Origin of the sequence: Mastigocoleus testarum BC008, from assembly GCF_001456025.1 — a bacterium.
In the GTDB taxonomy this organism is placed as follows: domain Bacteria; phylum Cyanobacteriota; class Cyanobacteriia; order Cyanobacteriales; family Nostocaceae; genus Mastigocoleus; species Mastigocoleus testarum.
Genome location: NZ_LMTZ01000101.1, coordinates 27,276 through 39,911, shown reverse-complemented (window position 1 = coordinate 39,911; position 12,636 = coordinate 27,276). Strand labels below are relative to the sequence as shown.

9 protein-coding genes are annotated in these 12,636 nt (G+C 38.2%); 6 read left to right on the top strand and 3 right to left on the bottom strand.

From position 1 onward, the window contains the following. Nucleotides 1–4: 4 nt before the first annotated feature. Nucleotides 5–409: an ExbD/TolR family protein gene (locus tag BC008_RS23470; protein ID WP_027842321.1), complete on the bottom strand. Its 405-nt coding sequence runs from the start codon at nt 407–409 to the stop codon at nt 5–7. Then, a complete protein-coding gene (locus tag BC008_RS23465) occupies nt 393–1,046 on the bottom strand; it encodes a MotA/TolQ/ExbB proton channel family protein (RefSeq protein WP_027842320.1) in 654 nt (217 codons plus the stop codon). Before BC008_RS23465 ends, BC008_RS23470 begins: the two co-directional genes overlap by 17 nt. 847 nt (nt 1,047–1,893) lie before the next feature. Here BC008_RS23465 and BC008_RS23460 point away from each other — a divergent pair. The 6 genes from BC008_RS23460 (at nt 1,894) to BC008_RS23435 (ending at nt 11,176) form a co-directional block, all read left to right on the top strand. Further along, nucleotides 1,894–3,090: an energy transducer TonB gene (locus BC008_RS23460; RefSeq protein ID WP_058183912.1), complete on the top strand. Its 1,197-nt coding sequence runs from the start codon at nt 1,894–1,896 to the stop codon at nt 3,088–3,090. A gap of 309 nt (nt 3,091–3,399) precedes the next feature. Continuing rightward, nucleotides 3,400–3,873, top strand: a complete 474-nt coding sequence (locus BC008_RS23455) for a MarR family winged helix-turn-helix transcriptional regulator (protein ID WP_027842318.1) — start codon at nt 3,400–3,402, stop codon at nt 3,871–3,873. A 34-nt stretch (nt 3,874–3,907) separates the two neighbouring features. Next, entirely contained in the window at nt 3,908–5,338 is a 1,431-nt protein-coding gene (locus BC008_RS23450) for an efflux RND transporter periplasmic adaptor subunit (RefSeq protein ID WP_082650608.1), read from the top strand. Nucleotides 5,339–5,454: 116 nt separating this feature from the next. Continuing rightward, nucleotides 5,455–8,685, top strand: coding sequence for an efflux RND transporter permease subunit (locus BC008_RS23445; RefSeq protein ID WP_027842317.1), 3,231 nt, complete (start codon nt 5,455–5,457; stop codon nt 8,683–8,685). 544 nt (nt 8,686–9,229) lie between these two features. Further along, nucleotides 9,230–10,183 (top strand): diiron oxygenase, encoded by a 954-nt coding sequence (locus BC008_RS23440; protein WP_058183911.1) that lies wholly within the window; start codon nt 9,230–9,232, stop codon nt 10,181–10,183. A gap of 258 nt (nt 10,184–10,441) precedes the next feature. Next, nucleotides 10,442–11,176 carry a glutamine amidotransferase gene (locus tag BC008_RS23435; RefSeq protein WP_027846690.1) on the top strand — a complete coding sequence of 245 codons (735 nt, stop codon included), beginning with the start codon at nt 10,442–10,444 and terminating at the stop codon, nt 11,174–11,176. Between the two features lie 124 nt (nt 11,177–11,300). On the opposite strand, the gene BC008_RS23430 is transcribed toward BC008_RS23435, so the two are convergent. Beyond that, nucleotides 11,301–12,197, bottom strand: coding sequence for an AraC family transcriptional regulator (locus tag BC008_RS23430; RefSeq protein ID WP_036268782.1), 897 nt, complete (start codon nt 12,195–12,197; stop codon nt 11,301–11,303). Nucleotides 12,198–12,636 lie beyond the last annotated feature (439 nt).

The following is a 12,636-nucleotide window of genomic DNA, read 5'->3' as shown; positions in this document are numbered from 1 at the left end:
TTACTTACTCTCTACGAGTTGCTATTGCTAACCTCGCACCTTTGACCCGTCTAACTCTATCCATAACTTTTACAATTTGACCATGATTTACCCCCTCATCAGCATTCAAAATTACCATCAGCGGCTGTTGAGGCTTGACGTTTTTCTGCACTCCTGCTTCCAATTCTTCCAAACTAATCGCCTGCTTGTTTAAAAATACTTTTCCTGCTTTATCAACTGTCAGCGTTACCTGTGCCGGACGAGTATTTTTTCTAGCTGTTTGCGCCTGGGGTAAATTTACTGGTAATCCTTCAGACCTAGTTAAAAATAGGGTTGACATCACAAAAAAAGTCAAAATCGCAAATATAACATCTATCATTGGGACGATATTTATTTGCGCTGGTACATCCGCTTCATCTGGTAGACGCATAGGCTGCTTCTCCTCTCTCATAACGACGACGGTAAATTAATTCCAACTCTCCACCATATTCTTGAATTAGTGCCATTTGCCTTTGGTAAAATCCCCGGAAGGTATTAGCAAATAAAAGTGTAAAAATTGCAACAACTAATCCCACTGCCGTAGAAACTAATGCTTCACTAATCCCGCCAGTCACACCGGAAGTTTGGGAACCCCCTACGTCACCAAGATCTAAAGAAGCGAAAGAACCTATTAACCCTAAAACCGTACCCAAAAGACCTAATAAGGGTGCAAGAGAAATAATCGTGTCAAAAACAGTTTGGAAGCGCTTAAGTGTAGGAATTTCAGCTTGTGCCTCACTTTCGAGTGCCAAGCGAAACTCTTCTGGAGTAGGTTCTTCTAGCTCTAAAGCTGTTAAGAACATGCGCGCTATCGGTAAATCTGCATTTTTTCGCAATCCTTCAATTGCACTTACTACATTATCTCGACGATAGAGATTTAAAACATCTCGTACTACCTGCTTCTGACGACTATTAACTTTGAACCAAAACCTTAAACGTTCAACTATCAATGCTACAGCCAATACTGAAAATCCCAGTAGGGGGATCATAACGACGCCGCCAGCCGCAAACAGATTACTAATTCCCATCTATAGCTCTTGAACTATTAATATCACTACTATCTACCAAAAATAAATGATAGCTTCTATCAAATTAACCTAAAACAAATGACAATTGATGTCAATCATTAATTAAGATTTAAAAACAAGCTGTTTATTTTTTTGGTAGCCTATTTCATCTAAAATGATTAAATAACGTCTAATGTGAATCAAATTTAGCCTTATAATATCAAGGGTTTCAATAATTGGTATCAATCACATTTGTGATTATTCTCACGAATTTATATTATTTCAGCTTCTAATTCACATAAAGCGTAAATATGAATTAAGAATTAGAAATTACAATCCTGAATAAGTTAACGGGAGACAGATGAACAATTTTCGTAGAGCGTCATATCAGGTTTAAGTTTTCCTAACAAAAAAATTCATAATCGCACACAAGTAAAGCTATATCCGTACTAACAAATTACTCTGAGCTTTCGGCTGGGCACAATATTTTATCTATAAGTAATTAATCTAATTTGACGTTAAATAAATCTTGTTCGCAAAAAAAATGATTTTCAAGTTGATTTTTGAAATTCAATCATTTATTCAGAATGACTACAAAAAGTTCTATAATTTTGCTTCTATTGATAGATTTTTGCAGCTAGTTGTTTTAATATTATATTTAGTGTATTAATCCTAAATGATTCTATTATCAATTATTGTGGTATCGTACGTAAGTAAAGTATTTTCCTAGCCTAAAGCTAAGGATTTATTTTTTTCGAGACTACGCCCACAGTGGGAGTATTGCATCTCTAAACAATGTTGATGCTCTTACATGGGTTATTTAAGACTGTTATGTTCAAATAAATAGTAATAATTTTAGTAGAAAACTATGAGAGTTTCCGGTATCGCCCTGAAGCAACGAGAGACAGAAATAAAGGCTCTCAGATTGTTTGTCGCTTCCAGTTTGGTAGGCTCCTTAGTTGTACATCTCGGATTATTAGCTTCTGGTATTTTAAATATAAATGTGCAAGTACCGAAGCCTGAAAATGAACCAATTGAACTAACGTTTATAGATCCCCCGATTCCAGAAGAAACGAAAGAACCTCCAAAACCAGAGCCTCCAGAACCAGAACCTCCAAAACCAGAACCGCAACAGCTAGAGAAGATAGAACCACTGCTACCAGAGCCTGAGACTATTACAAATTCATTCAGCAATCCTGGGGGAAGTAGTGCTAGCAGTACGGTTCCTGAAATATCAGAATTCAAACCACAAGCCCCCCCAAAACCATTAGTTCCTCAAACGCCCAGACCCAAAGTCGAACAAATTGAGCCACCAAAACCGATACAGCCTCCACCTCAAATTGCACCAAAACCAGTTCCTCAACCTCAACCCACACAGGAAGCAAACGAAAATTTACGACGCTTACTTACACAAGAAAAAGATTCTAGAACAAAACCAGAACTTTCCATCCCTCAAACTCCAATTCAGGAACCACAACCCACACAAAAAACAAACGAAGATTTGCGACGCTTACTTGCAAAACAAGAAAGAAATTCCAGAACACCACGAGAATTTTCTCCCGATCCTACCCCGACACAATCACCTAAAGCAACACAAGCAGATAGCAAGAAATTGAGAAGAATCTTAACGGAAAATCCCCCATCTTCTCCGTCAGATACTTTTAATAGCAGCCCCAAGATTGCTGCAAACAAGGATACTTCTTCTCGAAGGAGACGTCGCGATTTCGCAGGTAATAACGAAGTTGCAACAGCACCAACAACTCCTAATCCTGGGACTGGTAGTGGTATAGGTAACTTAACAGGTGATGGTGATGGACGTGCTGCTTGTCGTCGGTGTCGCACAAGTTACCCATCCTGGGCAAAAAGAAAAGGAGTTGAAGGTAGAATTACTGTCGCTCTTGACACAGACTCTCAAGGTAATGTTACCAATGTACGATTAATCAGTTCTAGTGGAAATAACAGATTAGATCAAGAGCATTTGAAGTTGGCGCGTAAATGGAAGCTCAAGTCCAGTTCTAATGGACGAAAGGGAGTAAGGATTGTTACCAATTATGTTTTAGAATGAGTGTCTTACTTGGGTCAAATTATTAGTATTCGTCGCAGGCACGTCTTAGTTTTTCAATTAGAAAACAGTCGTGTCTTTTTATTTATTTTTTACCATTCGCGTTCAGGTTAATAAAGTTCTTGACGTAAATCTTCCCACACTCCCCACACTTTTCCCTCTCAACTCAATTAGGTAATTTTCCATCGGGATAGGAGTAAGCAGGACTAAAGGCTAACTACGTACCAAGAAAAATCAAAAAATTGAACAAATATTAAACACTACGCCTAACACAGGTTGACCCTGTGCAAAATTGCATATAAACTTAATTGCATGGGACAACCAAACTTAACTCAATTAAATCCAATCGCGGCTACATGTGCTTGTTTTCACCTGCGGAAAGCGTCTCGTGCGGTCACGCAGTTGTTTGCAGAAAGCATGAAATCTACCGGGTTACAAGGAACTCAATTTACAATTTTAGTTGCTGTTGCGATCTCTGGTTCATCAAGAATTAGCGATTTAGCAGAAGGCTTAGCAATGGATCGGACTACACTAACACGTGCTTTAAAGCCTTTGGTAAAAAGAGGTTTGGTTGTGGTTGAACCCAGTAAAGATCGGAGAATAAAGGTAGTGAGTTTGACTCCACAGGGATATACTGTGATGTCTCAAGCCATACCATTTTGGCAAGAAGCACAGGCTCGTGTAGTAGAAAATTTAGGTGAGGAAAAGTGGAATATATTGCTAATGTTGCTAGAAACTTTGTCTGAGAAGACTAACATTTCGAGTAAAAGGTGTATATACACATAAATTGTCCGATAAAAAATATTTTGAGGGCGAATTGATGCATAACCAAGAATCTATCAACGAACAAAATTCATCCAGTCTTGAATTAGAAACAGACGTTACTACTGAAGAAGATTTATCTGCTAATGAATTGGTGGGAATTTTTCAATCTAAATGGTGGAAATTTGCTTCGGTTGCCGCAATCTTATTATTATCAGGTGTAGGTTTTGGAGTTAGTCGCAGTTTTGCAGCTAGAGACAAACCAGAAAAAGCTTCAGAAGTCAATATTCTGACAGTTAAAACTACACCAATTAAAGCTGTAAATTCCTATCAAGTTTCCCAAACCTACACAGGAGAAGTTGCTGCTGTCCGTGCGAGCGAACTGGGTTTTGAAAGGTCGGGTGAAATAGTCAGACTTAGAGTTGATCGAGGAAATTGGGTAAAAGCTGGAACTCCAATAGCACAACTTGATACCCGAAATTTATCCGCACAGCGTCAACAGTTATTAGCACAGAAAGCTCAAGCCTTAGCTGTCCTTAAAGAATTACAAAATGGTCCCCGCAAAGAGGTGATAGCTGCAGCACGTGCAGAAGTTCAAGATTTAAAGGATCAATTGCAGTTACAAAGAACTAAAACTTCCCGTCGAGAGTACTTGTATAAAGAGGGAGCTATTTCTAAAGAGCAATTAGATGAAATTTCCTTTGGTGCTGCAGCTTTATCAGATCGCTTAGTTGCAGCAGAAAGTAGATTAAATGAATTGCTTGCTGGTACTCGTCCGGAAAAAATTGCTGCACAACAAGCTGCAGTCAAACAATTAGAAGCCAATATTACCGACGTTGAGGTGAGTATTGCTAAGAGTACAATTAAAGCTCCCTTTTCTGGAACAATTGCAGCACGAAATCTAGATGAAGGAACAGTAGTGAGTGCAGGTCAATCAGTTGTGCGATTGACTGAAAATGCGAAACCAGAGGTAGAAATTGGCGTTCCTGTCATGGTTGCAGAAAAACTGATACCTCGTAGTCAGAAACAGGTACAAATTCAAGGGAAAACCTATTTAGCTAAAGTTGCATCAATTCTTCCTGAAATTAATCCAAATACGCGAACTCGAACTGTCGTTTTAGAATTGGAACAGTCACTGGGACGGTTAATTGCACCGGGAGAGATTGCACGTCTCACCGTACCTCAAAGAGTTGCAAAGCGAGGATATTGGTTACCAGTTACAGCCTTAATGCGTGGAGAAAGGGGATTATGGAGTGTTTACGCTTTGGGTAAAAGTTCAGAAAAAAATAAAAATGAAAAACATAAAAATACTTATCGCGTGGAACGAAGAGATGTAGAAGTCTTACATACTGATAATAATCGGGTTTTAGTACGTGGCTCCCTTCAATCCGGTGACAGATTAATAGTTGATGGAACCCAAAGGATCGTATCAGGTCAATTAGTTGCTAGTTACGAGCAAAGTACAAACCAAGAAATAACATTTCCCTAAATCCCCCAACACTAGGGGACTTCAAGAGTTTTATTCTTTTCCATAATTGGAAGCTATAGAGCAAATCATTCCGGAATTATATTACTTCCCCAATCCCCAATCCCGAATCTCCAACAATGAAACTTCTCTATCGTAATTTTCGCCTACTGGTTCTCGTAATAATTTTGATTTTTGTCTGGGGTCTTTCCTCTTTTCAGGCTTTACCACGTTTGGAAGATCCAGAATTGGTTTCCCGCAGTGCTTTAGTAAAAACTTTTTTTCCTGGTGCTAGTGCTGAACGAGTAGAAGCACTAATTACGGAGAAAATTGAAGACAGAATTACGGAAATTGAAGAGATTAACACCTATGAGTCTACTTCCAGTACTGGAGTTTCTATTATCAGTATCGAGTTATTGGATACGGTGAAAAAGGATGAGGTAGACAATGTTTGGTCTAGAGTCCGGGATAAATTAGCGGATGTTCGGATCGATTTACCTCCAGGAAGTACGGAACCGGAATTAGATGAGATTGATGTTAAAGCCTACGCTTTATTGGTATCTTTGACGTGGAAACAAGATGATATTCCCAATTATGCAATTCTAACTCGCAGAGCAAAGTCCCTTGAAGATGCACTATTAGCGATACCTGGAACGGAAAAGGTAGATATTTTTGGCGCACCAGATGAAGAAATTACAGTTGAAGTCAATTCTGCTCAATTAGCAGCTTTAGGTATAACTGCAGTTGATTTATCCCAGCAAATTCAACAAAGCGACTCTAAGAACTCAGCAGGACTATTACGCACTTCTAACAACGACATCACCATCGAAGTTAAGGGAGAATTAGATTCGATTGGTAAACTACAACAAATACCAATTCGCTGTAATTCTTGTTCGGGGGTAAATAGAGCCCAGTATCAACGATTGGGTGATATTGCAACTATAAAGAAAGGAATTATTCAACCTGCTTCTGACTTAGCATTGGTAAATGGTAGTCCAGGAGTAACAGTTGCTGTTTTTGTTGAGTCAAATTATCGCCTCGATCAATGGTCAAAGCTCGCTAGAGAGAAATTAAATCAGTTTGAACAAGAATTACCAAGCAACTTAAAGTTAAAAATATTGCTTGAGCAAAATAATTATGTTACCGGACGTCTCAATAGTTTAATTTTTAATCTGCTATTTGGTTCTGTTATTTTATTTGCTGTAACCATATTTATGATGGGTTTACAGTCAGCATTAGTGGTACAAGTTTCTTTAATTCTGTCAGTTCTTGCTGTACTTGGTTGTATGAATGCGATCAGAGTTCCCTTACACCAAATGTCCGTTACAGGATTAATTGTAGCTCTGGGAATTTTGATTGATAATGCCATCATTGTAGTTGATGAAGTTCGCAACCAACTTGATGCAGGAGTTCCATTCCATAAAGCTGTAACTGCAAGCGTTCGTTATTTGACAGCACCTTTAATTGCAGGAACTTTGACAACAGTTTTGGCTTTTTTACCTATTGTTCTTTTACCTGGTAGTGTTGGTGAATTTGTAGGGACGATTGGTTTAAGCGTAATCTTAGCAGTTTCTGCATCTTTAGCGATCGGTTTGACAATTACTCCAGTTCTTACAGCCAAATTATATGGATATTTAAAGCGTCGTCAGGAAAGAAGACATCGGGGTAACAACAGAAAAATCAACAAAACTTTGCCATCTTTTCAACGATGTTTGCAAAGTGGATTTTCCAACTCCAGCCTTACTCAAACTTATCGTCACACATTAGATTTCGTATTTGGGCGTCCTGTGATAGGTATAGCATTATCACTTATTTTGCCATTATCAGGATTTATATTATTTTCAACTTTAGAAACTCAATTCTTTCCACCAGCAGACCGAGACCAAATGCAAGTAGAGTTGGAGTTACCCGCATCCGCTTCTTTGCAACAAACTCAATCGGTTGTCAGACAGGTGCGCTCAAAATTTCTCGAATATCCAGAAGTTTCAGATGTGCACTGGTTTATTGGTAGAAGTGCTCCTAGCTTTTATTACAATATTATTACTTCCCGTGAAAGCGAATCTAATTTTGCTAATGGTTTGGTGCAACTAAAATCGATTGCGACAGATGATCTAATTCAAAGGTTGCAACGGGAAATGGATCGAGAATTCCCCAGTACGCGGATTTTAGTGAGACAATTGGAACAAGGACCACCTTTTGCAGCACCTGTGGAAATGCGGATTTATGGTTCTGACATAGAGCAATTACAAAAATTTGGAGAGAAAGCAAGGGAATTGTTAGTACATATTCCTAATGTTACTCATACCCGTGCAAGTTTAAATGAAGTATTACCGCAATTGGGTTTACGTGTGGACGAAGAATCAGCTCGGTTAAGGGGATTGGATAATACAAGTATCGCCCAACAGTTGGATACTACCCTGGAAGGTGTTCGGGGAGGTTCAATTCTTGAATCTACAGAAGAATTACCCGTACGAGTACGTTTGTCAAATGCAGATCGAGGAAATTTAAACCAAATTAAATCTTTAGATTTACTATCACCGGGGGGAAATAGAAATTCAACTTCTAGTTCATCAAGTTTTGGTTCACAAAACTCTAATTCACAAAACTCTAATTCATTAAATTCAACTCCCCTATCAGCCCTAGGTACATTTGAACTGGAACCGAAGCTTTCTCAAATCACCCGTTATAACGGACAACGAGTCAATACTGTTCAAGCCTTTATTCGAGCTGGTACCCTTCCAGCAAATGTTTTAAACGAATTCAAGCAACAATTATCACAAAACTTTCAACTTCCAGCAGGTTACAGCTACGAATTTGGTGGTGAAGAAGAGGAAAGCAGTAATGCAATGGGAGGACTGTTTTCTACTCTCGGTGTATTAGTTGTATTAATGATAACAACTTTAGTTCTGTCTTTAGGTTCCTTCAGACTCGCTAGTTTAATTGGTGTCGTTGCGATTTGTTCTGTTGGTTTGAGTCTTTTGTCTGTATGGTTATTTAAATATCCCTTCGGCTTTAACCCAATTATTGGTACTATCGGTTTGGTTGGGGTTGCAGTAAATGACTCCATCACGGTACTTTCGGCTTTAAAGGAAAATCCAGATGCACGCAGAGGAGATCGTAAAGCCATACGCGAAGTAGTTGTACATGCTACTCGCCACGTACTAACAACCACCTTTACAACGATGAGTGGTTTTATTCCCTTGATTGTATCAGGTGGAGGATTTTGGCCTCCATTAGCCGTTGCGATCGCGGGTGGTATTGGTGGAGCAACAATTCTAGCACTCTTTCTCATCCCTTCAGCTTATTTATTGATAATTCCCAAAAGAAAGATTCAACCAGTGAAGAGATATCCGTTAATAGTTAACAACTAACTGTTATATGACATTTTTCTCTTAGTACTCCACCACATTAATTTTGAGAGATTGATGATTTACTGAATTTTTTTAGATCGTTAGCATTCGTCTTAGACAAGTCCCAATTTTCTTGCAATACCAATTCGATAAATCATTGCAACAGATTCTCCGGTAGAGACGTTGCAGAGCAGTAAGGGCGTCGGCGTTAGCCTCTGCAACGTCTCTACAGAGATCTATCTGTCTCATTATTTTTCCAAATTGGTATAAGGAAACAGTCGTGTCTTTTTTATGATTCATTTTCAAGTTGATGAAGTCCTTAGCGTAAATTTTGCCATTCTTCCCATACATTATAGATTTATCTCTTATTTGTAAAAATGAGAGTCAGTTGAGAATAATGCCATATTTTCTAAGCCAAATTTCAGATTTGATTCAGTATTGATTAATCTTTATCCACCATGATGGAATCAAGCAAGAAGAAGATGTGGATTAAGTTCTTCAACTACATACGGCAGTTGATCACATCTGCAATTGCAACAATAACTTTACTTGGAGGATTATTAAAATGTTTACAGTTGACAGAAACCAAACCGCAACTACTCAAAAAACCTATCGCAGTCCCTTCAGGAAATGGAATGATTCTAGCTGGATTCGCACAAAGCCTATTCGTAGTACTCAAGAGATTTCCGGACTACCATTTTCACCAGATTTAGTACCTTTAGCTAGCCATAGTGCGATCGCTTCCGATTCTCAGAAATTGACTAAGGTTTTAGCTTATCGTCTTCTAGCCCATCTTCAGTTCACTACTTTATTAGAATTGAGCCATGTGAATCCTGTTTGCAGCTTATTAGCTCAGGGACAAGCACCGATTTCTATGAATATTGAACAGAAAAATGATGCTCTTAAAATTTATTGTGATGAGGGAGGTCATGCTTTATTTGTAGAACTGTTCTCAAAACAAGTACAAGAATCGTTCGGACTCAATCGTTCTGTTGTTGGTCGTCCTCAATTTGACCGGACTCTAGAAAGAATTATTCTCGAAAATCAAACTCGCTTGTCTCCAAAGTTGATGAAATTATTTTTTGTCACTATTTCTGAGACTTTAGTAACTAAAATTCTTAATAACGTGCCACATGACCCTGCGGTTGCAAATATTGTTCGGAATGTAATAGGTGACCATGCAGCCGATGAAGCTTTGCACAGTGCTTATTTCCGTAAATTATTCCCACTATTATGGAACAACCTTACAGCCTATGAGCAAGAGGAAATGGGTCAAATATTACCGCAATTTGTTTGGGCTTTCCTCGCTCCCGACCGTCAGTTTGAATACAGTGTACTCAGATCGATGGGCTTCAATGCTAAAGATGCAGAGGGAATTTTGGAAGAAGTTTATGTACCTAAGCAAGTAGCACAAGAAGTCAAACAAGCTGCAAAACCTACTTTAAAGATGTTTGAGTCAGCTGGTGTATTTTCTCTGCCGATTATTGAGCAATTTTTTGCCGATAGTGAACTTATTTAGTTAGTAAATTACTAAATATTGGAACATTCTATCAGAAGTATTGATGGCTAACATCCTCAAATATTCTCAAATATCCTCAATTCCAGATTAATTAGTTTGGATTACAATTGATACAGACTCTTCATACTTTCAGGGAGTTGGAGAGAAGAAAAAATCAAGAATTTTCTATTGTTTTACTCAATAGACCCAACCAAGTCTATTTGTACTTTGTTATCTCTCATTCCAGATTTTTACTAGTAGTATTTTGTCGTTAAACCCATGAAAAACGCCACTATAATCAGACATATAGCCTTTGAAGATCTCGGTAGTTTAGGAGATGTTCTTGAAGAGCGCAACTATGTGATGAAATATATAGAAGCCGGCTCTGATAATATCGCTGACATTGACGCCCTGAAAACCGATCTACTGATAATTCTTGGAGGTCCAATTGGTGCTTATGACGAACAAGATTATCCTTTTATTACAGATGAACTACGTTTGTTAAAACTTCGTCTGAATGCAGATTTACCTACTATCGGTATTTGTTTGGGTGCTCAACTTATGGCTCGGGCTCTTGGTGCTAAAGTCTATCCTGGTCATACCAAGGAAATTGGTTGGTCCCCCATTGAATTGAGTGAAACAGGTAAAGATTCGTCATTAGTTCATCTTGTTGCCGATCATGCTGCTGTATTACACTGGCATGGTGATACTTTTGATTTACCTGTTGGAGCGACCCACTTAGCTTCTAGTTCTCAATATCAAAATCAAGCATTTTCTTTCGGAAAAGCTGCTTTAGCTCTACAATTTCACCCAGAAGTTACAACTCGTGGTTTAGAGCGTTGGTTGATTGGTCATGCTTGCGAAATTGGTTCTACTGCTGGTGTTACTATTCCAAATTTACGCAGAGACACTGCTACTTATGGCTACATCTTAGAAAATAAAGCGCGTAAGTTTTGGCATGACTGGTTATTTAAAGTTGAGAGTAAACAGGGTGTGCTTAGTTCTGTAGCATAGCCATAAATTCACGTATATCTATACAAAGTCGCAGAAAAATTTAATATTAAATTAAATAGCATAAATAATAACAATCTGACTTTGGATTTTATTTCCAAGGTCAGTTTGTGTTGGTGCTTTTAGATTACCTTAAGGGTAAATAAATATCAGCGATCGCTTCATGTTCGGGAACGTCGGGGAAAAAACTCACACGTTCAACAAATAAAGGGAAACCACGTAACTCTTCACCACTAAGTGGTAGCCATTGTTTATATAAATAATTCACACTTTCCCCTAGATTTTCATCTGTCCCGACATGGCGTAGAACCGCACAACGCCCAGCAGGAATAACTTTTGTAATCACACCAAATTTATTATCCTTTACACCTGATCGAACAGAAGCGCATATATCAAAGTGAAATTTTTCTGGTTCTGTGGTCTTAGGGTCATTATAAATAACGTTGAACGTCTTGCTAGTTTTAGGGGAAATTTGATTTTGTTTGCGCCATTCAATAAATTTTTGTATTGAGTTTCCTAACAGTTGTGGAGAGCCATGATGCTCCAATACAGCAACTTTCGCTTCCCGAAAATCAACTATCCTGACTTGATGTGTATGTTTACTTGATTTCATGTGAAGAATTCTCAAATCTTTCAATAATTGGTATTTTTCATACCAAGAATTCCACTCCGGTTGATTTCTGAACTTTGATGGTGTCTGTCCAATATTATTTTTAAAAGCACGTGAAAAAGACTCAGGATTTTCAAAACCACTAGCTAACGCAATATCAATAATTCGGATTTCCTTACGGAAAGCAAGTTGATAAGAAGCACGTTTGAGACGCAGTAATTGTATTAGACGACCTATATTAATTCCAAAGAGTTCAGTAAACTGACGGTGGAAATGATATTTTGAACAAGCAGCAACCTGACTCAAATCATCTAGACTCATATTTTCATCCAAATGAGTATTTATATAATCTAAAACCTTGGAAAACCGTTTTAGATAGATTGTGAAGTTGGAGTTAGAGCTTATGTCGTTCATTCAAATATCATCTGAGTTATCTCATAGTTTACTCGTTATAAATTTTAAAAACTTGACATAAATTGCTGTATTTCTAGCCGTACAGAAGATTTACAATCAAGTTTGTAGTTCTACTTTATATTCGTGAAGAAGGTTTGCGACTAGATTTTTTTGTACATGGGATGAAAGCGTATTCTTTGCTTGACACTTGCTGCTCTTTTGCGCCAACCTGTGGGTGTTGGAAATCAATTGCTAGATTTAGCGGCTGAAATCTTTACTGTATCTGGGTTAGAGCGATTTTTAACTCGAAACAGGTTGGCGCAACTCTTGAAAGTATTGTCGTATAAGGATTTGAGCAATTTTGTTGACTTCTACTCTTGACATTCCTTCGGCTGAAACAGTATTTTTGGATGAGGTTGGCGCAAATGTACCTTGAAAACCAAATATATTGAGGCTTCCA

Bases quoted from the DNA above. Each gene is read 5' to 3' on its own strand.
- BC008_RS23435 (WP_027846690.1), top strand. From the start codon at position 10,442: ATGAAAAACGCCACTATAATCAGACATATAGCCTTTGAAGATCTCGGT.
- BC008_RS23430 (WP_036268782.1), bottom strand. From the start codon at position 12,197: ATGAACGACATAAGCTCTAACTCCAACTTCACAATCTATCTAAAACGG.
- BC008_RS23470 (WP_027842321.1), bottom strand. From the start codon at position 409: ATGCGTCTACCAGATGAAGCGGATGTACCAGCGCAAATAAATATCGTC.
- BC008_RS23455 (WP_027842318.1), top strand. From the start codon at position 3,400: ATGGGACAACCAAACTTAACTCAATTAAATCCAATCGCGGCTACATGT.
- BC008_RS23465 (WP_027842320.1), bottom strand. From the start codon at position 1,046: ATGGGAATTAGTAATCTGTTTGCGGCTGGCGGCGTCGTTATGATCCCC.
- BC008_RS23450 (WP_082650608.1), top strand. From the start codon at position 3,908: ATGCATAACCAAGAATCTATCAACGAACAAAATTCATCCAGTCTTGAA.
- BC008_RS23445 (WP_027842317.1), top strand. From the start codon at position 5,455: ATGAAACTTCTCTATCGTAATTTTCGCCTACTGGTTCTCGTAATAATT.
- BC008_RS23440 (WP_058183911.1), top strand. From the start codon at position 9,230: ATGTTTACAGTTGACAGAAACCAAACCGCAACTACTCAAAAAACCTAT.
- BC008_RS23460 (WP_058183912.1), top strand. From the start codon at position 1,894: ATGAGAGTTTCCGGTATCGCCCTGAAGCAACGAGAGACAGAAATAAAG.